The following is a 21,736-nucleotide window of genomic DNA, read 5'->3' as shown; positions in this document are numbered from 1 at the left end:
GCGTTCCGTAGGAACGCTTCACGGATAGCCAATTGTAGATTGGCGTTTTCGTTCCGTAGGAACGTTTCGTGTTTTTAAACATGTGCCCATGCCGATTTCATAAGTTTCGCGTAGGGAAAAATATTTATATTATTTTTTGTAAAGCAGTTACAGTAGGATTTAATTTAAAAGATTTCTCCACTGCGGTCGAAATGACGATACTAAGGAGATTTCTGCCTCCCAAGAACCTCTGACCTGAGTTAAATAAACCCGACAGTAGCGTGCACCGAACGCAGTGAGGTAAAGCGAATGGCGGGGCTTTCGAAACCGATGTACACAGAACCCTGCTTTTCAAAAACAACTAACTAACTTTCGAAGTCTGTCTGGCAGAGTTCCATGCCGACATCATCGGTTTTGAACCAAAAAAAGGCGTTCTGCAACATTGCAAAACGCCTTTTCTATAAATTTATGTAAATTAAATACCGAAAGCAGCTTTAACCTGATCTACGTAATCTAATTTCTCCCAGGTAAACAGATCAACTGAAACCGTTTTTTCTTCACCGTTTGGTGTTCTGAAAGTTTTGGTAACCGTTTCCGGCGTACGGCCCATGTGTCCGTAAGCAGCAGTTTCGCTATAAATCGGGTTTCTTAATTTTAAACGTTGCTCAATAAAGTAAGGACGCATATCGAAAATCGACTCAACAATTTTTGCAATCTCGCCATCCGTTTTACCCACTTTACCAGTTCCGTAAGTGTTGATGTAAATACCCATTGGTTTTGCAACACCGATTGCATAAGATACCTGAACCAGAATTTCGTCGGCAATACCTGCAGCTACCAGGTTTTTAGCGATGTGGCGTGTAGCATAAGCGGCACTTCTGTCTACTTTACTTGGATCTTTACCCGAGAAAGCACCACCACCGTGAGCGCCTTTGCCACCGTAAGTATCAACGATAATTTTTCTACCGGTTAAACCTGTATCGCCATGCGGACCGCCGATTACAAATTTACCGGTTGGGTTAATGTGGTACTCAATTTTATCGTTAAATAAATGTGCGTAAGCCGGATTGTTTTTGATGATTCTTGGAATCAGAATATTTACCAGGTCAGTTTTGATTTTGGCTAACATTGCAGCTTCTTCATCAAAATCATCGTGCTGTGTAGAAATTACAATGGCATCGATGCGAACCGGTTTATTGTTATCATCGTATTCTAAAGTAACCTGGCTTTTTGCATCAGGGCGTAAATAAGTGATTTCGTTATTTTCGCGGCGTAAAACAGCAAGTTCCTGTAATAATTTATGAGAAAGATTTAATGCCAAAGGCATATAATCTTCGGTTTCGTTGGTGGCATAGCCAAACATCATACCCTGATCGCCCGCACCTTGTTCTTCTTTGCTGCTTCTATCTACACCCTGGTTTATATCCTGCGATTGCTCGTGTATGGCCGATAAAATACCGCAAGAATTGGCCTCGAACATGTATTCGCTTTTAGTGTAACCAATTTTCTTGATTACATCGCGTGCAATTTGTTGTACATCTAAATATGTTTTAGATTTTACCTCACCCGCCAAAATAACCTGACCAGTGGTAACCAAAGTTTCGCAAGCTACCTTTGATTCTGGATCGAAAGCCAAAAAGTTATCAATTAACGCATCCGAAATTTGATCGGCGATTTTATCTGGGTGACCCTCAGAAACAGATTCTGATGTAAATAAATATGACATTTATTAAATAATTAATGATAAATAAACAAATTTATAATTGCCAAACCCCTTGGAAACAGGTGGTAAAATGATTGAAAGGAGGCATTAGCAATTTTTTTAAGTGGTTGCAATCCGGTCCCGAGGTGTCGGGATAGCAAATCAATCCACTTTTTACTGTCGCAAAATTAGCATATTTTCTTTATTTCAAAAATTATAGATTATTTTGTGCACTCAATCTTACACTTTGCACACAAAGATCAATATCCTCTTTATCATAAATCCTATTTCTGGTGGGAGAGGGAAACTGCGTATTCCCGATTTTATCGACAAATACCTGGATAAGGAAAAGTTTAGTCCCAACTTCGTTTTCAGCGAATATGTGGGCCATGCCGGTGAACTGGCCGACGAAGCTGCTACCAAAAATTTCGATGTAATTATTGCTGCTGGCGGCGATGGTACCATTAACGAAGTGGCAAGCAAGGTACTTAAACACAATAAAGTTTTAGGTATTTTACCGCTCGGATCGGGAAACGGCTTAGCGAGGTTCTTAAATATTTCTAAAAATTTAAGGTATGCCCTATCAATTATCAATAATTTTAAAATTGATGAGATTGATACCGCCGAGTTTAACAACAAATGTTTTTTTAACCTGGCGGGGATGGGATTTGATGCCCATTTAAGTTCCGTTTTTTCGAAAGATAAAAAACGCGGATTATCAGGTTATGTTAAACTGGGTTTTCAGGAAGTTTTTAATTATAAGCCGCAAACCTATCAATTGAATATCGACGGGATTGAATACACCAAAAAAGCTTTTGCCATTAGTATTGCCAATTCATCTCAGTATGGAAACGATGTTTATATCTCGCCAAATGCCTCGGTAAAAGATGGATTGCTGGATGTTTGCATTATCAAGCCCTTCCCAATAATAAAATTGCCTGTTTTGGGTTATGTAATGTTAAGGGGCATGGCAGAAAGCTCTGATATGATTGAAATTATTAAAGGAAAAAACATAAAAATTATAAGGGAAAAAGCGGGGGCAGTGCATGTTGATGGCGAACCTTTACAAATGGGAACGGAGATCACAGCGGTGGTGAACCCATTATCGTTAAAAGTGATCGTTCCTTAATTGAGTTTGGAAATAATCTAGCTATTGACCATCAAACTATCAATCATCGACAATTTAGCGTTGAGCGCTAAGCGTAAAGTGGTTGGCGGATACGATCGGCTATTAAACTATGAATTATCAACCATTAACCAATTTAGCGTTGAGCGTCAATTAACCGATTTGCACAATTAACCAGTTAACCAACAAACCATCATCCATCTCCCATATTACATTATTAGCATGAAACCAAAGAAAAATAGTTTAAGCGATCTTGGCGGAATTATGTATTCTACCAATCCCGAATTCGAATACGAAGAAGAAGTTGATGATACCGTTACTTCGCCGAACAACCAGCAGGATTTAAGGGTAATGCTCGATAAAAAGAACCGTGGCGGTAAAGCCGTAACGCTAATTACAGGTTTCAGGGGCCGGTCAGAAGATTTAGAGGTATTGGGTAAAATGCTAAAGACTAAATGCGGTGTAGGCGGCTCGGTTAAAGATGGCGAAATCATGATCCAGGGTGATGTGCGCGATAAAGTAATGGGCATTCTGCAAAAAGATGGCTATAAAGTAAAAAAGGCCGGGGGATAACTGAAAAGTAGTTCCTGCGCCCCGTCATTTCGACTGAAGTGTAACGGAATGGAGAAATCTGATTCGAAAGTTATCGTTTTAGTCATCCTTCTTTAAATTCCACCCCTCCAGATACAAATACTGCTTCAATCGTTTCTTTTACTAGATTAACCAGATCATATCCTGTTTTAATGTTTCTTAAGCAGATTTTTTGCGAGATGTTTATGAAAAATTAAACGCATGAAAAAGATAATCCTTTCCCTTTTTTTTCTGGTTCTCGCTTTCGTAGTAAATGCACAGAAAACTGGCTATAAAAATTTTTATCCTGGAAGCCTTGGCAACTTTGGGTTTAACATACTTTTTACTGTTGATGAGTTTACACAAACTGTTGATTATTTTAATTCTATAGCCAATCAGCCTTTAAACAACCTTGTTTATTTAGAAGGATCAAAGGAAATTAATCTTTTCGGATTTATAAATAAAGATAGCTTATCGTTTTATCGATATAATATTGTTGAAAACGATAATAAACAGATTATTTCAGATGCGACACCAAATCAATCGGACATTAAAAGTCTGGATAAAAACCGGGCTCGGATAGATTTGGGAAAATTTAATGTAGAAAACAAAAAACTGACGATTAATCTTTATAAAATTACCAATAGGAGTGAAATAGCAACTATAATTATCTATAATAAAGCGATTAAGCCTGCATTTATTTCATTTGTTACATTAAATGTTAGCACTAAGAAAGGAGCAGTAGTGGAAATGCAGAACAAGAGAAATTCTCCAAATATAGATGTTGACGAGACCACCAAAAATTTAATGATAGCAATTAAAAGTACGGACTTGGATTTTATCTATAGTGTTTACCTTAGAAATAAATTGACAAGAAAAATTGTATTTCGTTCAAATGATTGGATTTATGGTTACATCACGCCTAGAGTACCTTATTTATTAATTGGTGCAGAATATTTTAATAATTCCGGAGATTATGAAGTATTGATTATTCCTAAACTTTCTCAAGGTTTTAATTCAAAATCCATTGAAAAAAGTACCACCCGTTATTCTTTTCATGTAAACAATGTTAGAAGAAAATATTTTTCTGAAAAACAGCTCATCATTTATGGACTCATATTGTGCGCCATAGCAGGAGCAATTTTTGGAGCTATTGTAACTTATATCAAAAAGAAAGAAGCTAAAAAACTGGCTTTACAATATAGAGATAAAGAAATCGCCAAACTCCAGTTAAATTCTGTTCGCTCGCAGTTAAACCCGCACTTTTTGTTCAACGCCCTGGCGGGAATTCAAAACCTGATGAACAAAAACGAAACCGATAATGCCAATCGTTACCTCACCAAGTTTGCCCGTCTAACCAGAAATGTATTAGATCATAAAGAACTCATCAGTTTAATATCAGAGAAGACCCTACTGGATGATTACCTGCAAATGGAGCAATTACGTTTCGGGTTTCAGTATCATATTTGTGCTTCACCTGATCTGGATGTAGAGAATATCGAAATCCCGGCCATGCTTCTGCAGCCTTTTGTAGAAAATGCGGTAAAACATGGTATTGCCGAAAAAGGAAATGATGGAAAAATTGAAATCAGTTTTACAAAAGGGGAGACAGACCTGGTATTAAGCGTAAAAGATAACGGCAATGGTTTCGATACTGCAAAAGATTATACAGGTTTAGGCCTGGCATTGACGAAAAACAGAATATCTTTACTCAATTCGATTTATAAAGAAACTCCGTTTTTATTAGATATGAAAGCGGATGCGCAAGGAACTTTAATTCAGATCACAATTAATCAATGGTTGTAAAATGCGGGCAATTTTAGTAGATGATGAAGCAGCCAATTTAGAAAATCTGAAGATTTTACTGAACAAGCACTGCCCTAACATTAAAGTGGTAGCCAATGCCAGCAATATTGAAGAGGCTTTTACACAGGTTAACCTGCATCATCCTGATCTGCTTTTCCTCGACATCCAAATGGGAAAAACAACAGGTTTTGATTTGTTGAACCTGCTTACTGAAAAAACTTTTGAGGTGGTGTTTGTAACCGCCTATGATAATTATGGCATCCAGGCAGTAAAATTTGCGGCATTGGATTATCTGCTCAAGCCGGTTGATCCCGAAGAGTTGAAAGCTGCGGTAGAAAAAGCTGAAATCAGGTTCAGGAATAAGATAAATGGTGAACAGCTCAATTTTCTATTGAGCCAGATTAAAAAGAGTGAATCCGGCAGTCCGAAAATTGCCTTGCCCCAGCAACACGAAATCCGCTATGTTTCGGTTAGTGATATTGTGCGTTGCGTAGCCGATAATACCTATACTTTTTTCTTCTTAACCAATGGCGATAAAATCCTAATTTCGAAACCACTAAAAGAATATTCAGATTTACTAAAACCCCATGGTTTTATACGAGCACACCAAAGCCACCTGGTAAACCCGAAATTTGTAAAAAGCTGGTTAAAAGAAGATGGCGGAACGCTGTTGATGAATAATGGTGATAAAATCCCGGTTAGTAAACCAAACAGGGAAATGGTAAAAGAAGTGTTAGGGAAATAATTTTAAAATAATTACGTCATTGCTGAGGCACGAAGCAATCTTAAAGCACTCGCATGTAGCGATCGTTGTAAGATTGCTTCGTCGTTCCTCCTCGCAATAACGAATCTTTGTTTTTTAAACATTACATTTTTGTACTTTTGCGGCTATGTCAGTTATTAAACCCTCATTAGCAAAAGGTACCCGCGATTTTACTCCGGTTGAAATGGTAAAACGCAACTTTATTTACGATACCATTAAAACGGTTTTCAGGAAATATGGTTACGCTGAAATCCAGACGCCAAGTTTCGAAAACCTTAATACCTTAACCGGGAAATATGGCGATGAAGGCGATAAACTGATTTTTAAAATTTTAAACAGCGGAGATTATCTTAAAGATGCGAAAAAGAAATCATTCGATTTTACTGAAGAAGATAATAGTAATAAACTGATTCCTCTGATTTCCGAAAAAGCCTTACGCTACGATTTAACCGTGCCATTTGCCCGTTATGTAGTAATGCACCAGCACGAAATTACTTTGCCTTTTAAACGTTTTCAGGTGCAGCCCGTTTGGCGTGCCGATCGACCGCAAAAAGGCAGGTACCGCGAGTTTTACCAGTGCGATGTAGATGTAGTGGGATCAGAAAGTTTACTGAACGAAGCCGAATTTATTTTAATCTATAACGAAGCTTTAAGCAAACTGGGTTTAAAGGATTTCAGCATCAAAATTAATAACCGTAAAATTTTATCAGGCATTGCCGAAATTATTGGTAAACCTGATTTAATAATTGATATGACGGTAGCCATTGATAAACTGGATAAAATCGGTTTAGATGGCGTAAGTAAAGAGCTCCTGGAGCGTGGCTTTACCGAAGCCGATCTGGAAAAACTCCGTCCGGTGATTTTACTGGAAGGAAGTAATGAAGAAAAACTGGCCAGCCTGAAAGATGTTTTAGCTCAATCAGAAACGGGTTTAAAAGGTATAGCCGAAATAGAACAGGTTTTTGAATATGTAGAAAACCTGATTGCTTATGCATTGCCATTAACAGCGAAATTGGAACTGGATATTACTTTAGCACGTGGTTTAAACTATTATACCGGTTGTATTTTCGAAGTTAAAACCAACGAAGTGGCCATGGGCAGTATCGGTGGCGGCGGCCGTTACGATGATTTAACCGGTATGTTCGGGTTGAAAGATTTAACCGGCGTGGGTGTTTCTTTCGGTGCCGACCGTATTTATGATGTATTGGAAGAACTAAACCTTTTCCCCGCCTCGGCAGAGATCGGAACCAAGGTATTGATCAGTAATTTTGATGCGGAAGCCGAAAAATATGCCTTACCAATTGTTCAGCAGTTCAGAAATGCAGGAATTTCAGCAGAATTATACCCAGGTTCGGCAAAACTGAAGAAACAAATGGCCTATGCCGATGCAAAAAAAATCCCTTATGTTATTTTAATCGGTGGTGATGAAATTGCCAGCGGCGAACTTACCTTAAAAGATATGCAAAGCGGTGAGCAGAAAAAACTGACTGTTTTAGGTATTCTGGAGTTGTTGAAATAGAGGTTTATTTAACCAGAGAGATCAATGAGTTTTCATGGATGGCATAGAGGTGGGAGATGCGGTCGTCATCCTGAACTTGTTTCAGGATTTATCTGGCTTAAACCTACCGCCCAATCCGTAATAATACCGGGAAATGCACATTTTTCTCCGCATCATCGCCCCAGGCTTCCTTTAACTCTGTAAACAGGTATTCCAATGGATTGCGATCATTGGCCTTTTTATAATGTTGCAAAGACGACCAGGTGTTTAAATACCCAATTAACTGGTTAAAATTCCAGGTGGTTTTAATCTGGAAATGTGGTGCTGTAATTTCTTCAAAAGGAAAAGGGATGGTTTTATAACCTTCTTCAATGTATCGGCGTTCGCTATCCCAGTATTTACCCAAAATGTCTTCGTAGAGCTTATGAATAACTTTGTCAACTTTTTTATCGATTGACATGATGCCGTAACCAATTACCGCAAAAAGTCCGTCAGGTTTAAGTGTTCTCCTTACTTCGGCATAAAATGCTTCAAAATTAAACCAGTGTATCGCCTGCGCAACCGTAATCAGGTCGAAACTTTCATTGCCAACCGAAGTTTGTTCTGCAGGCTCAACTTTGTAGGTAATGTTTGGAAGTTGTAAAGCATTTTTTAACTGATTCTCGCTGATATCTGTTGCGTAAACTGCACCAAAATACCGCGCCAATACGCGTGCCACCTGACCATTCCCTGTAGCACAATCCCATGCTGTTTCCTTGTTTTTTACCAGCGTAAACAGGTAATCGTAAAGTTCCTGCGGATATGTTGGCCGGTATATGGCGTAATCAGCAGATTGGGTAGAAAAATTGTCTTTCATTGTTATAATGATTGAATTTTAAATGAAGGAAGGAGTAAATAGGGTCGCGATGGAAATAACTCCGCTCTTTCTTTATAAAATTATTATATTTTTGATAAACAACTGGTGTTAATTTAAGTTTCATATTGGCATTTAATCACTCATTCAAAATTCTCTCAATCAATCATTCTATTATTCGTTCATTCTATCATTCACTCACTCTACTATTCACTCATTCAATAATTCTGCCCTATGGAAAAAACAGTACAAAAAGACGAAGTTAAGGATGTAGAATATCGGTTAAAATCTATATTTGGGGGCTCGGTAGGCAATCTTGTTGAGTGGTACGATTGGTACACTTATTCTGCCTTTGCACTTTACTTTTCGCCTGCTTTTTTTCCAAATAGCAATCCGACTGCACAGTTATTAGACACCGCAGGTATTTTTGCGGTAGGATTTTTAATGCGCCCTATTGGCGGCTGGTTATTCGGAAGCATTGCCGATAAATTAGGCAGGAAACGCTCTATGACGCTTTCGGTACTGATTATGGCCATAGGTTCATTAATTATCGGATTAACACCGGGTTATAAACAAATTGGTATAGCTGCTCCATTATTACTCATTTTTGCAAGGCTGATTCAAGGATTAAGTACTGGCGGCGAATATGGAACCTCTGCCACTTATCTCAGCGAGATGGCCACCAAAAAACACCGCGGCTTTTATTCGAGTTTTCAATATGTAACCCTAATTGGCGGGCAATTATTGGCCTTAGGCATTCAGTTGATCTTGCAAAACTGGTTGCTTACTCCTGCAGAATTACATGCCTGGGGCTGGCGCATCCCTTTTTTTATTGGTGCAGTACTTTCCTTCATTGCTTTGTATCTGCGAAGACATATCGATGAAACGGCTGCTTTTAAAAGTAAAAATGCGGAAGATAAAAAAGGAGGTATCGCTGTCTTATTGAAATATCCGAAAGAGGTTTTTACCGTAGTGGGCTTAACCTTAGGCGGAACCATTGCCTTTTATACGTTTAGCACCTATATGCAAAAGTTTCTGGTGAATACGGTGCACTTGAGTAAAGAAACCTCTACAAAGCTATCATTTATTTCTTTACTGGTTTTTGCCATTATGCAGCCATTATTTGGTTTACTGTCTGATAAAATAGGTCGTAAACCATTATTAATTGGTTTTGGTGTTCTGGGTACTTTATGCACTTATCCGATTTTAACAGGTTTAGCAGGCGAAACCAATACTACAATCATATTTTTATTGATGATCGGTGCTTTGATTATTGTAAGCGGCTACACCAGTATTAATGCTGTAGTTAAAGCAGAACTTTTTCCGGCAGAAATCAGGGCGTTGGGTGTGGGTTTACCCTATGCCTTAACTGTTGCCATTTTCGGCGGAACGGCAGAATATTTAGCACTGTGGTTTAAAAATATAGGGCACGAAAGTTACTTTTACTGGTACGTAACCGGATGTATTTTAATCTCACTGATTTTGTACACCACCATGAAAGATACCAAACACCATTCGAAGATTGAGGATTAGATTTTCACGCCATCTGTCGTCATTGCGAGAAGGCTTTTTCAGTCGACGAAGCAATCTTTAAACTATGGCTTATAGCGATCGTTGTAAGATTGCTTCGTCGTGCCTCCTCGAAATGACGACTTTTTGTATTGAGCTATCGTTGGTTATAAGTTTTCCATGATAATCAGGGATTCGGTAGCTAACTTATTCTCCATCAGAAAAGACAACGTATGATTAAAGATAATTACTCACCTCAATTAGATTCATGTCCGGATCGCGGAGATAAATCGATATAATTTTTCCATTGGCTCCGGTCCGTTCTACCGGCCCTTCTTCCACCTCTATACATTTTTCTTTAAGTTCCTGCATTACTTCGCGAAGCGGAAAATCGGTGATGAAACATAAATCAGCTGTTCCAGGCATCGGTTTAAATGCTTTTGGCTCAAATTCTGATCCATATTGATGAAGATTAATCTTTTGATTACCAAACTTCAGCGCCTTTCGGTATTCGCCAAACTCAATAATTTCCATTCCCAAAGCCAGGCTGTAAAATTTACAGGTACTTTCTAAATTGGCGACGGTTAATACAAGGTGATCTAAATTTTTGATGTCCATAATAATAAATTAGAACTAAAGCATTCGTCCTTTTGTTTTAGCTAAAGGATTTATGTTTCCGATATTTGGTTAGTAACTATCGGTTAACAAAATAATCAATTTTTATATATTTACCATTATGCAAAACCTGCCTCCTTTAGCCGAACGTATGCGCCCTCAAAATCTTGATGAATATGTTGGGCAAAAACATTTAGTAGGGGTAGGAGCCGTGTTGCGCAAGGCTATCGAAAGCGGCCAACTGCCATCAATGATTTTCTGGGGACCTCCCGGAGTAGGTAAAACAACACTAGCCTATATCATTTCGCAGGCTTTAGACAGGCCGTTTTTTAACCTGAGCGCCATTAACAGCGGGGTGAAAGATATCCGCGAGGTAATTGATCGGGCTGCACAGCTAAAAGACAGCTTTTTAGGTTTACCCATTCTATTTATTGACGAGATCCACCGTTTCAGTAAATCGCAGCAGGATAGTTTATTAGGAGCGGTAGAAAGGGGACTGGTTACCTTAATCGGCGCCACAACCGAAAATCCATCTTTCGAAGTTATTTCCGCATTACTTTCCCGCTGTCAGGTTTATATATTAAAATCTCTGACGGAAGAAGAATTGGCTGGTTTGTTGCAAACGGCCATTAAAAAAGATGCCGTTCTTGCGGAGAAAAAAATCACCATAAAAGAACATGAAGCCTTAATCCGGTTATCGGGTGGCGATGCACGGAAACTTTTGAATGTGCTCGAAATTGCCATTAACGGCATTGGCGGGAATAAAATGGTGCTTACTAATGAAAATGTACTGGCCCATGCACAACAGAACCTTGCACTGTACGATAAAGCCGGAGAACAGCATTACGATATTATTTCGGCATTTATCAAATCAATTCGCGGTAGCGACCCTAATGCAGCGGTTTACTGGTTGGCCAGAATGATAGAAGGTGGGGAAGATCCCTTATTTATTGCCCGCAGGTTATTGATTTTATCTTCAGAAGATATCGGAAACGCCAACCCAAATGCATTGTTGCTGGCCAATAACTGCTTTACGGCCGTAAATGTAATCGGTTATCCGGAGGCAAGGATTATCTTATCACAATGTGTAACTTATCTGGCCAGTTCGCCAAAAAGTAATGCCTCCTACGAAGCCATTAATAAGGCGCAGGCTTTGGTTAAACAAACAGGTAACCTGCCAGTGCCTTTACATATCCGAAATGCACCGACCAAACTGATGAAAAATATCGGTTATGGAAAAGATTATCAATATTCGCACGGATATGAGGGTAATTTCTCTCCACAGGAATATTTTCCCGAAGAATTGAGCGGTACAAAACTCTACGATCCGGGTAAAAATGCGGCAGAAGAGAAATTGCGCGAAAAACTGAGGCAAAACTGGAAAGACAAATACAAATATTAGTGTAACATTTTCTCCTGAATGCATACTAATAAGTATATTGACTAAAAATCAAACACCTAAACTAAATATGCTGAGTACTTTTTTAAGCCATCAAAGAAAATCTTTCTGGCGTTCGCGCAACAGGGGCAGTAGCATTGCCGGCCAGATTGTTTTGGGTTTCTTTATGCTTTACTTTTTTGCCATTGCCGTTGGCGTAGGTTTTGGAATGTCGCATTTCCTGCCAAAAATTTTCCCAAACAAAGAGGTAATTTCGAGTTTTAACGGTATTATCCTTTATTATTTCGCATTCGATTTTATCATGCGTTTACAGTTTCAGGAATTGCCAACTTTAAGCATTATTCCTTACCTGCATTTAAGAATCTCAAGAAGCAAAATCATCAGGTTTTTAAATGTTAAGGCGCTTTTTTCGGCCTTTAACCTTTGGCCGTTTTTTATTTTTCTTCCTTTCGTATTTATTAAAATTTTACCCGAATACGGTGCTTTAGTTACGCTGATGTATATTGTTTCGATATTCTCAGTGATGGTTTTTAATAACTATCTCGTATTGTACATCAAGCGGAAATCGATCACCAATACACTTTATACCTTTTTCGGGCTGGTGGTTATAGCTGTTTTTGCCGCTTTAGAATATTATAAGATAATTTCGATTATGGCTGCCTCTGATTTCGTATTCAGGGCCATCGCCACACATCCTTTTTATGGCTTTGCATTTACCCTGGCCGCTGTAGCCATATTTTACCTTAACTCCGGTTTTCTGCGTAAAAATCTCTATGTAGAAGAGTTGAGCACCAAACAGGAGAAAAAAGGCAGTACCGATTATGCTTTCCTTAACCGTTTTGGCAAAGTTGGCGAGCTGGCCGCTTTAGAGCTGAAGTTAATCCTGCGACACAAACGCCCACGTTCTGCAGTTATCCTGGGTTTCTTCTTTCTTTTCTACGGATTTATTTTTTACAAGGAAAAGGCAATTAATAGCGATGCTTTTGGGCAGATGATGTTTGGCGCTATTTTCATGACCGGTGTTTCCATCATTATTTATGGCCAGTTCATGTTTGCCTGGCAAAGTGCCCATTTTGATGGCATATTGGCCAATAAAATTAATTTTAAAGATTACATCAAGGCTAAATTTTTACTTTTTACCATTGGTTGTACCATTATTACTCTATTGGCCAGCTTTTACGGCTTTTTAAGCCCGAAATTATTGCTTCTGCATTTGGCGGCTTACTTATATAATATTGGTTTCGGTACGGTGGTGGTACTTTACCTGGCTACTTTAAACTATAAAAGATTGGATATTACCAAAGCAGCAAGCTTTAACTATCAGGGAACGGGCGCTACACAATGGCTTTTAATGTTTCCTTATGCACTAACCCCAATCCTGATTTACCTCCCGTTTGGCATCCTGAATAAGCCCTATTGGGGATTGTCCATCGTAGGGATATTCGGTTTAGTCATGTTATTGCTGCGGGGCTTTTGGGTAAACTACATTGCAAAGCGACTTGAAAAACAACGATATAAAATAGCCGAAGGCTTTAGAGAATAATTATGATTTTAGAAGTTAAGAAATTACAAAAAGTTTATGGCGAAAAAACCGTTGTAAACATCGAAGACCTGCAGATTGCTACCGGTGAAACAGTAGGATTGGTAGGTAATAACGGCGCAGGTAAAACTACTTTCTTCCGCATGCTTTTAGATTTAATCCGCCCAACCACAGGTGAGGTTTTATCAAAAGGCGAAAACGTAATGCAGAACGATAACTGGAAAAATTACACCGCATCGTTTTTGGACGAAGGATTCCTAATCGATTATTTAACGCCCGAAGAATATTTCATTTTTATTGGCAGTTTACATAACCTCAGTGTGGCCGATGTTTCCGCATACCTGAATCAATATGGGGAATTTTTTAATGGCGAAATCCTGAACAGTGGCAAATATATCCGCGATTTTAGTAAAGGGAACCAGGTTAAAGTGGGTATTGCTGCTGCTTTGATGCAGAAGCCTGAGATCTTAATTCTGGATGAACCTTTTGCCAACCTCGATCCAACTACGCAGATCCGGTTGAAGAAATTGTTAAAAGATCAGGCAGGTAACATGACTACTTTTATTTCCAGTCACGATTTAAACCATGTTACAGATGTTTGTAGCCGGATTGTACTGGTTGAGAAAGGAAAAGTGATTAAAGATTTCAAAACAGACGAAAATACATTAAAAGAGCTGGAGAGTTATTTCTCTGCCTAGTTTATGTACTAAGAATGATACATTATAGGAGAGTCCCGATCAGTTGGGACTCTTTTTTTATGCCCTTGATTGCCCTTTGCCGTGAAAATCGATCAAAATAGACAGAAAATACAATTTAGGTAGTTTTTGGCATTGTGTTTGAATATGTCGGGTAGAATTATAAATCTAGCATATCATGAGTATTTCAAAAGTAAGAATAGCGACATTAAGTATAGGATTAGCCGTAGGATCGATGGCATTCCAAAGTTGTGATAGTTTAACTAAAACACAAAAAGGTGCCGGTATTGGTGCAGCAGCCGGTGGTGTAATTGGTGCATTAATTGGTAAAAAAGCTGGTAATACAGCCGTGGGTGCTTTAATTGGTGGTGCTATTGGCGGTACAGCTGGAGCTTTTATCGGTCGTAGGATGGACAGGCAGGCAGCTGAAATCCAGAAAGCTATTCCTAACGCAGAAGTTATTCGTGAAGGTGAAGGAATTATTGTAAAATTTGATAGTGGTATTTTATTCGATTTTGATAAAACCGCTTTGAAAGATGCTGCTAAAACAAACGTACAAAGCTTAGCTTCTTCATTAAATCAATATCCTGATACAGATATCAAAATTATTGGGCATACCGATAGCCGTGGTACTGAACAGTACAACATGGGCTTATCAGAAAGAAGAGCAGCAGCTGTTAAAGCTTATGCCGTTTCTCAGGGTGTACCAGCATCAAGATTGGTTACCATTGGTAAAGGTTTTGCTGAGCCAATTGCAGATAACGAGACTGATGCAGGCCGTGCAGCTAACCGTCGCGTAGAAATTGTAATCGTTGCTAATGATGCATTAAAAGCTACTGCGCAGAAACAAGGATAATATCGCAAATTCCCTCTACCTATGAGGTCATTATATATGCAGCCCCGGTGTACATCCACCGGGGTTTTTTGTGTTTAAGAGTTTTGAATGTGGTATCTGATGTTGCCATCTGCCACTAATCGTGGAAATTCTTATTAGAAAAGTTCTGCGGATATCGGTTCCGAAAGTCCCGCCACTCGCTTAAGTTTTTCAGCGCACCTGCAACCCTAAATAGTTGCACTGGCATAATTTCTTAAACGGGATTGAAGCGGCATCCCCGATTTTTCATCGGGATACAGCGAAAAGCCCGGCTAAACTTAAAAAATACAGATAGCCCCTGCTTTCCAGAACGGTAAAAAAACAGTTATAAAAACCTGTCAGATGACAGCGCGAAAAGGACGGATTCTAAGAATAAATATCTTCAAAATAGCTCACTACAAGCGATTTCATCAGCATCTCCTGCTCCAGCATGGTATAAGGCGGAATGGCTTTAATTAGTTTCCAGTGCGGCCAGCCGTCCTGATCTAAACCTTCAAGTTCGTAGAAACCCATTTCGCTCAATAAACGGCAGGTAGCAATGTGCATCAGCTCTTCCTTCTGGCGCTTGCTGTATTTCTTTGGGCCTTTGCCCAGTTCCTGAACGCCGATGAGAAAAAGCATCACCTTTAAATCAGGAAAATCCGAATCAAATTCAGTTGAAATCCTTTCCTGTAAAACTTTCCATTTGGCATTAATCTCCGACGGCTTCATATCCTGCAAAGATAGTGTAAAAACGTGTAAGCCTTAAGTAAAACGTTTAGGCTTTTTAACACTTAAGCTTGAATGGTAATGGTATTTTTGGTTACATTTATAACCTATGGATACGAATATCAATAAAACAATTAATGCAGGTTTATTAGCTTACGGCATGTCTGGAAAGGTTTTTCACGCACCTTTTTTACATGCACACGGTGGTTTCAATTTAAAAGCTGTGGTAGAGCGGAGTCATAAAAATGCAGTTAACGATTACCCCAATATTATTAGTTATAACAGCGTTGAAGAGCTGCTGAATGACAAAGAAATTGAATTAGTGGTGATTAATACGCCTAATAACCTTCATTACGAACATGCTAAAGCAGCATTAAATGCGCATAAACATATTCTGGTTGAAAAGCCATTTACCGCAACCAGCGAGCAAGCCAAAGAACTTTTCGAATTAGCCGATAGCGTTGGCAGGCAGATTTTCTTTTACCAGAATCGCCGTTGGGATAGCGATTTTACTTCGGTAAAAAAAGTGCTCGATAGTGGTAAGCTCGGTAAACTGGTTGAAGTTCATTTACGTTATGACCGTTACCGCAATGTAATCGGGCCAAAAGCATTTAAAGAAAAGCCGGTAGAAGCCAGCGGACTGCTTTACGATTTAGGTCCGCACCTTTTAGATCAGGTTATCAGTTTATTCGGTAAGCCACTGAGTTTCCATAAAATATTGGGTAAAAACAGGGCAGGCACCTTAGTTGATGATTATTTCTCAATCCAGTTAAGCTATCCTGATAGTGTAAATGTTTTTGTAACCTCGAGTATGCTGGTGGTAAACCCGCAGCCAGGGTTTGTTTTGCATGGCGTAAATGGTAGCTTTATTAAACAAAGAACCGATATTCAGGAAGAACAGTTGCTGGCGGGTATGAAATTAACCGATCCGGCTTATGGCATTGAGTCGCCAAGTAAAGATGGTTTGTTAACCACCATTGATGCTGAAGGAAATAAAACCGAAGAAATCATTAAATCGGAAACAGGAAGTTACCTGCCCCTTTTTGAAGCCATTTATCAATCAATCACCAATAACAAACCTTATCCCGTTACCAGAGAAGATGTTTTAATTCAATTAGAAATTATTGAAAGCTAACCTCTGATTTGTGTAATCTTTAAATCGGTATAATCACTTTAATCTGTGTAATCCTTAATATGAACTCGTTGCCATTTGCTTATTTAATTCCTATTTTCCTGATTGCCCTTTACCTGATCCTTAAAAAGAAGAAGGTGGCCATTGAGCCTTTAACGGATGTGGACAAGAAAATATTAGATGATTATGTGGCTTATTACCATAATCTCGATTCGACGGATAAGCTAAAATTTGAACAGAAAGTTGCAGCATTTTTCAGTTCGGTTAAAATTGAAGCGGTTGGGCTGGAAATGACGACTCTGGACGAATTGTTGATCGCCTCGAGCGCGGTAATCCCGATTTTTGGTTTTGATGACTGGCAATACAAAAACCTGACCAGCGTTTTGTTATATCCCGATACCTTTAACAAGGATTTTGAGTTTGAAGGTGGAGAAAGAAATATTATGGGCATGGTAGGTACCGGTTATATGAACGGACAAATGATTTTATCGCGTTCGGCTTTACGCCATGGCTTTTCTAAAAGTGCCGGAAAAGAAAATACAGCTATACACGAATTTGTACATCTTTTAGATAAATCAGATGGGGCAACGGATGGCGTTCCGGAAAATTTAATGGCACATGAATATACCTTGCCATGGATTAAAATGATGCACGAAGAGATTGCAAAAATTGAGGATAATAAATCAGATATTAATCCTTATGCGATTACCAATGAAGCCGAATTTTTCGCGGTAGTTTCTGAATATTTCTTTGAGAAACCAGAGTTGTTTAAGGATAAACATCCTGAATTATATTTTCAGTTAAGCCGCATTTTTGCGCAACAACCTGCAGGTTAAAATGAAAAATTACCAAATGAGAATATTTGCAACGATTATTTGTAGTTTAATTTCAGTCAGTGTGTTTGCACAGAAAACTTATATATTGAGGCAAAATTTTCCAACGGGTTATAAATACGATTTCTCGATTAATTCCGATCAGATCATTAACCAGAAAATTGGCGGTCAGGAGGTTCATTTAACCCAAAATATTGGAACTGATTATACTTTTGATATTACAGAAGGCCATAATGGCGAAAAGGATGTTAAAGTAACCTATAAAAAGATTTTTATGAAATCGGTTGCCATGGGAACGACTATGACATATAATTCGGATGATCAGGACAGCACAAAGAAAAATCCATTTAGTGGGTTAAAAGGAGCTACTTTTTTGATGACCGTAACCCCAAATGGTGGGATTAAAACTGTGGCGGGCATAGATAAAATGCTCGATAATATGGCGGCAAAAATGAGCAATGATACCAGCGAGGTAAGGCAGATTAAAAATGCCCTGAGTAAGCAGTTTAGCGCAGATGTGGTAAAACAGACCATGGAATCCTCTTTCAAAATTTATCCTGAAAGAGCTGTGAAAATTGGCGACAGCTGGACGGTTGATACAAAACTGCAGATGAGTATGCCGATTGAAACCATTACAGAATATACTTTAAAGGAAGTTAAAGATGGCGTTGCTATACTCATTGTAAAAGGTAGCCTGGTATCAAAAGGAAATTTTGAAGCTATGGGCAATAAAATGGAAACCGATTTAAAAGGAACCAATTCTGGTGAAACATCGCTCGATATTAAAACCGGAATTGTGTTGAACAGTCATTTGCGGATAGAACTGTATGGAAAAATGAAATCAATGGGAAAAGATATTGATTTTGAAATGCAGGGTATTAATAAAATTGTGGGTAAAGAGGTTAATTAATTTAGTATTGTCGTCATTCCCAACCACATGCGCTAGAATGACGATTACGCAAGATATTTATATTACAAACTACCCGTTAAGGCCACCAAAAATTCCGTTGGGATTTCGATGTGCGGAATATGTCCGCAGGCATCAAATTCGATAATTTTAGCGCCAATAATTTTGGCAGCAGTTTGCTTGCCTAGAAGTTTGTACTGACCATGTAAAGCCTGCTGATCTGGCGTGAGCAAACCTTTGCCCACAATGGTTTTATCTTCTTTACCGATAAATAAAACCGTAGGCACCTTTAAATTCTGAAATTCGTACACCACAGGTTGTTCATAAATCATGGTATAGGTTAGCGCGGCCACTTTTGCCCAGCGTGGGTAATCGGCACTATAAGTTACCCCACCGGCTATATTAACCAGGTATTCGTATTCTGGTTTCCAATAGGTAAAATAAGAGCTCTGATAGTATTTCCTTACGCTTTCTAAAGTGGTTTTAAGCTCGGTTTGGTACTGTTGGGCAGTAGTAGTGTACGGAATAAAAGTTTTGTAATCTTCCAGTCCGATTGGGTTTTCAAGCAACAATTTTTCTGTTGCTTCCGGATACATTAAAGCAAAACGGGTGGCCAACATTCCGCCCATACTATGGCCTAAAACCACTGTTTTTTGAACGCCCAGTGTATCCAATAGCTTTTTGTTCCAGGCAGCCATTTGATGGAAACTATAATGGATAAATGCTTTTGATGATTTACCAAAACCAATCTGGTCAGGAACAATAACCCTGTAACCGATATTGGTTAATGCTTTAATTACGTTGCCCCAATAGTAACCGCCAAAATTTTTTCCGTGGAAAAGTATCGCTGTTTTGCCATTTGCATTTGCAGTAGGTGCAACATCCATATAGGCCATTTTAATATCCTGCCCTTCGGTATTTATAGGGAAATATTTAACCGGGTATGGATATTTAACGTTATCCAAAGTGATAGAAAGGGTATCCGTTTTTTGTGCCTGTACGTGGATGAGAACAAATAAGCTAAGGGAAAGTAAAAGGAAGTATTTTTTCATTGATTGGAATTGACTTAAACTAAAAAAACTAATTGGCCCAAGTTAAACTTTTGCCAGTTAGTTAGCTTAAAAATCATGCCCTTTTTACAAAGTCACTATAATATGTTACAGCAAATGCATCCCTGGTGCACCAGATACTATTTAATCAATTGCTTTAAATTAATAGTAGGTATCTGGATGCTTGTTTCATCAGAAAGATTGCCACTTGCTTTATTAATCTTTACATGTTGAAAATTAACATCATTTTTGCCCATGCTATTAAGTGAGAGCGTTTCTATCGGACCTATATTCTTAATTTCTTCATTCTTGAATTCAGCTTTTGCATCTTTCAATTTCAAAGCAACATTTAAAAGTGGTGTGTTATTTACGGTTAAGTATCCCGCATTGATGTCGGCATGCAAGTTTTCAATTTTTGCATCTTCAATGGTAATCCCAGGTATCACCACATCTTGTTCTTGATATGTAGTAATTTTTACCAGGTGCAGATTTTTAACTTTCATATCCTCTCCAAATCTGAAGTTTACACCTTTGGTGATCTCTACATTTAAGCTATCGGTATTTACCGATAATCCGTCAACCGATACATTATTAAAAGTAATTCCTTTTAAATTTGGTGAAAAAATCAATAGCGTGCCATGCTGGTAGTTGCGTTCAGGTTTTAAGGATATGTTAAGTTTTCCATCCTTATCTACCTTATATTCGATGTACGGAGCAAGTTCGTTCGTCGCTTTAAGCAAAAATTTATCGTTTGCAATGATTTTTATATTAAGGAAAGATGATTCTGATCCATTAATTACCACATGTTGAAATGCCGGAACAGAATATTTTTTGATAAGCCGATCAGCGTCACCGTTTATGGTTTCGGCTCCCATTAGCATTTTATCATAGGTCTTATTATCGATCCGGTTTGCTTTGGCAATTAAGATCATTACTGTTAATGGAATGATGAGCAAGGCAATTGCCAGCCCAATTAATAATTTATTGCTTGTTTTCATTTTTTAGGCGTTAAAGTTTTGTGATACAAAAGTTTGATAGCGGGATTTTAATTCATCGAAATCGATTTCCAGTAGATAAAGATTTCTGAACAGGTTCGGGAGTTCATCGTCAATAAAACTGGTTTTCCGATATTGTTTTACCTGATCAATGGTATCATCAGCCAAAAAGAAACCAATCCCCCTTTTATTGTTAAGGATATTTTTACCCTGTAACAATTCGTATGTCCGCATTACCGTATTCGGGTTTACTTCCATTTCTATGGCCATCTCCCTTACCGATGGAATCTTTTCGTCGGCTTTCCATTTACCTAATAATATCTGCTCGCAAACGTATTCAGCTATCTGTAGGTAAATGGCCTTGTTATTATTAAATTCCATTTTAAGCCTCCTTTTCTTTTAAACGTATAAATGAGATAAACCAGAATGCCAATGTTAATAATATGCCGATTAAACTCATGATGAAGAAAATATTGTGCTCGTCTTGCCAATAGTTATTTCCAACCCAAACGGTATTATTGGTTAGTTTTTGTATTACCCAAATTGTTGAAACAACCCAAAGCACTCCAAAAACCATTACAGAAATGGCTGTTTTAATGTAGTGGAAGTTTTGAAAAAATACAGAGCCTAAAAGGAATACACTATTAATTAATAGCGGCACATAATAAAATTGATAAAATTCTTTAACAGTTCCGGTTGAGAAAAAATAAGAAACATAATCTATTACCACCTTTTTTCCCTGATAATCGGTATAACTTCCTGTTAAGGTATGGGTTGCCCTAACAGAAGAAATAAACGCAAGATCGATCAGGTAAAAGCACAATAAGTAACTTGGTATTCCAATTATTAGGGTATAGAATATAGCACAGAAAAATTTTTCGATGTTAGATGCAGGTACCAAAATATTAATGATGGCTTTAGGTTTTTGTCCTAAGTGCATGAAATAACTGTTCGCTATAATGCTTACAAATAGAAAGCCAGTGATCAGAAATAAGGGATATCTAAAATTTAATGTGTTAGATGAAAGGTATTTTAAATTATTATCTGTTAAGCTTATGCTATAAAATAAGGCCAAAACGCCAATTAATACACCAAAACTGATTAAATAGATTTTTCCAAAATCAAGCCATTGTCTTTTAAGCAATAAGCCAAATCGATTAATATTAAATGTATTGTTCATCGC

The 21,736-nt window shown here is 38.2% G+C and carries 21 protein-coding genes; 13 read left to right on the top strand and 8 right to left on the bottom strand.

Annotated elements, in window-relative coordinates; all coding sequences use genetic code 11:
• Nucleotides 1-454 precede the first annotated feature (454 nt).
• Nucleotides 455-1,705: a methionine adenosyltransferase gene (metK, locus tag ABD769_RS15760; protein ID WP_344852355.1), complete on the bottom strand. Its 1,251-nt coding sequence runs from the start codon at nt 1,703-1,705 to the stop codon at nt 455-457.
• 223 nt (nt 1,706-1,928) lie between these two features.
• Here metK and ABD769_RS15755 point away from each other — a divergent pair, with 223 nt between their 5' ends.
• The 5 genes from ABD769_RS15755 (at nt 1,929) to hisS (ending at nt 7,465) form a co-directional block, all read left to right on the top strand.
• Nucleotides 1,929-2,810 carry a diacylglycerol/lipid kinase family protein gene (locus tag ABD769_RS15755; protein WP_344852354.1) on the top strand — a complete coding sequence of 294 codons (882 nt, stop codon included), beginning with the start codon at nt 1,929-1,931 and terminating at the stop codon, nt 2,808-2,810.
• Nucleotides 2,811-3,029: 219 nt separating this feature from the next.
• Nucleotides 3,030-3,380: a translation initiation factor gene (locus ABD769_RS15750; protein WP_090504011.1), complete on the top strand. Its 351-nt coding sequence runs from the start codon at nt 3,030-3,032 to the stop codon at nt 3,378-3,380.
• 219 nt (nt 3,381-3,599) lie between these two features.
• Nucleotides 3,600-5,183: a sensor histidine kinase gene (locus ABD769_RS15745; RefSeq protein WP_344852353.1), complete on the top strand. Its 1,584-nt coding sequence runs from the start codon at nt 3,600-3,602 to the stop codon at nt 5,181-5,183.
• A 1-nt stretch (nt 5,184) separates the two neighbouring features.
• Nucleotides 5,185-5,928 (top strand): LytR/AlgR family response regulator transcription factor, encoded by a 744-nt coding sequence (locus tag ABD769_RS15740; protein WP_344852352.1) that lies wholly within the window; start codon nt 5,185-5,187, stop codon nt 5,926-5,928.
• A gap of 145 nt (nt 5,929-6,073) precedes the next feature.
• A complete protein-coding gene (gene hisS, locus ABD769_RS15735) occupies nt 6,074-7,465 on the top strand; it encodes a histidine--tRNA ligase (RefSeq protein WP_344852351.1) in 1,392 nt (463 codons plus the stop codon).
• Between the two features lie 103 nt (nt 7,466-7,568).
• Here the strand turns inward: hisS and ABD769_RS15730 are convergent, their stop codons facing one another.
• Nucleotides 7,569-8,300, bottom strand: a complete 732-nt coding sequence (locus tag ABD769_RS15730; protein WP_344852350.1) for a class I SAM-dependent methyltransferase — start codon at nt 8,298-8,300, stop codon at nt 7,569-7,571.
• Between the two features lie 231 nt (nt 8,301-8,531).
• On the opposite strand from ABD769_RS15730, the gene ABD769_RS15725 reads away from it, so the two are divergent.
• Entirely contained in the window at nt 8,532-9,830 is a 1,299-nt protein-coding gene (locus ABD769_RS15725) for an MFS transporter (RefSeq protein ID WP_344852349.1), read from the top strand.
• A 213-nt stretch (nt 9,831-10,043) separates the two neighbouring features.
• On the opposite strand, the gene ABD769_RS15720 is transcribed toward ABD769_RS15725, so the two are convergent.
• Complete coding sequence (locus ABD769_RS15720; protein WP_344852348.1) at nt 10,044-10,424, bottom strand: VOC family protein; 381 nt, start codon at nt 10,422-10,424, stop codon at nt 10,044-10,046.
• A 118-nt stretch (nt 10,425-10,542) separates the two neighbouring features.
• On the opposite strand from ABD769_RS15720, the gene ABD769_RS15715 reads away from it, so the two are divergent.
• From ABD769_RS15715 to ABD769_RS15700, 4 genes are all read left to right on the top strand, one after another.
• Nucleotides 10,543-11,823 carry a replication-associated recombination protein A gene (locus ABD769_RS15715; RefSeq protein ID WP_344852347.1) on the top strand — a complete coding sequence of 427 codons (1,281 nt, stop codon included), beginning with the start codon at nt 10,543-10,545 and terminating at the stop codon, nt 11,821-11,823.
• Nucleotides 11,824-11,890: 67 nt separating this feature from the next.
• Nucleotides 11,891-13,363, top strand: coding sequence for a DUF5687 family protein (locus ABD769_RS15710; RefSeq protein WP_344852346.1), 1,473 nt, complete (start codon nt 11,891-11,893; stop codon nt 13,361-13,363).
• 2 nt (nt 13,364-13,365) lie between these two features.
• Complete coding sequence (locus tag ABD769_RS15705) at nt 13,366-14,058, top strand: ABC transporter ATP-binding protein (RefSeq protein WP_344852345.1); 693 nt, start codon at nt 13,366-13,368, stop codon at nt 14,056-14,058.
• A 175-nt stretch (nt 14,059-14,233) separates the two neighbouring features.
• On the top strand, nt 14,234-14,911 hold the full coding sequence (locus ABD769_RS15700) for a YiaD family glycine zipper/OmpA-like lipoprotein (protein ID WP_344852344.1): 678 nt from the start codon (nt 14,234-14,236) through the stop codon (nt 14,909-14,911).
• Between the two features lie 384 nt (nt 14,912-15,295).
• On the opposite strand, the gene ABD769_RS15695 is transcribed toward ABD769_RS15700, so the two are convergent.
• The gene (locus tag ABD769_RS15695; protein ID WP_090504033.1) at nt 15,296-15,640 is read right to left on the bottom strand and encodes a hypothetical protein; all 345 of its coding nucleotides are present in this window, start codon (nt 15,638-15,640) and stop codon (nt 15,296-15,298) included.
• Nucleotides 15,641-15,746: 106 nt separating this feature from the next.
• On the opposite strand from ABD769_RS15695, the gene ABD769_RS15690 reads away from it, so the two are divergent.
• Genes ABD769_RS15690 through ABD769_RS15680 form a run of 3 tightly spaced genes read left to right on the top strand, consistent with a single transcriptional unit; the run spans nt 15,747 to nt 18,512 of the window.
• A complete protein-coding gene (locus tag ABD769_RS15690; RefSeq protein ID WP_344852343.1) occupies nt 15,747-16,772 on the top strand; it encodes a Gfo/Idh/MocA family oxidoreductase in 1,026 nt (341 codons plus the stop codon).
• A gap of 59 nt (nt 16,773-16,831) precedes the next feature.
• Entirely contained in the window at nt 16,832-17,605 is a 774-nt protein-coding gene (locus ABD769_RS15685) for a M90 family metallopeptidase (protein ID WP_344852342.1), read from the top strand.
• Nucleotides 17,606-17,621: 16 nt separating this feature from the next.
• Nucleotides 17,622-18,512 carry a DUF6263 family protein gene (locus ABD769_RS15680; RefSeq protein WP_344852341.1) on the top strand — a complete coding sequence of 297 codons (891 nt, stop codon included), beginning with the start codon at nt 17,622-17,624 and terminating at the stop codon, nt 18,510-18,512.
• Between the two features lie 62 nt (nt 18,513-18,574).
• Here the strand turns inward: ABD769_RS15680 and ABD769_RS15675 are convergent, their stop codons facing one another.
• The 4 genes from ABD769_RS15675 to ABD769_RS15660 form a co-directional block, all read right to left on the bottom strand.
• On the bottom strand, nt 18,575-19,561 hold the full coding sequence (locus tag ABD769_RS15675) for an alpha/beta fold hydrolase (RefSeq protein ID WP_344852340.1): 987 nt from the start codon (nt 19,559-19,561) through the stop codon (nt 18,575-18,577).
• A 137-nt stretch (nt 19,562-19,698) separates the two neighbouring features.
• Nucleotides 19,699-20,556: a hypothetical protein gene (locus ABD769_RS15670; RefSeq protein ID WP_344852339.1), complete on the bottom strand. Its 858-nt coding sequence runs from the start codon at nt 20,554-20,556 to the stop codon at nt 19,699-19,701.
• A 3-nt stretch (nt 20,557-20,559) separates the two neighbouring features.
• Entirely contained in the window at nt 20,560-20,934 is a 375-nt protein-coding gene (locus tag ABD769_RS15665) for a GntR family transcriptional regulator (protein ID WP_344852338.1), read from the bottom strand.
• A gap of 1 nt (nt 20,935) precedes the next feature.
• Nucleotides 20,936-21,733, bottom strand: a complete 798-nt coding sequence (locus ABD769_RS15660) for a hypothetical protein (RefSeq protein ID WP_344852337.1) — start codon at nt 21,731-21,733, stop codon at nt 20,936-20,938.
• Nucleotides 21,734-21,736: the final 3 nt, after the last annotated feature.

The organism is Pedobacter jeongneungensis (assembly GCF_039538295.1).
GTDB lineage: Bacteria > Bacteroidota > Bacteroidia > Sphingobacteriales > Sphingobacteriaceae > Pedobacter > Pedobacter jeongneungensis.
This window is presented reverse-complemented; position numbering and strand designations above follow the sequence as displayed.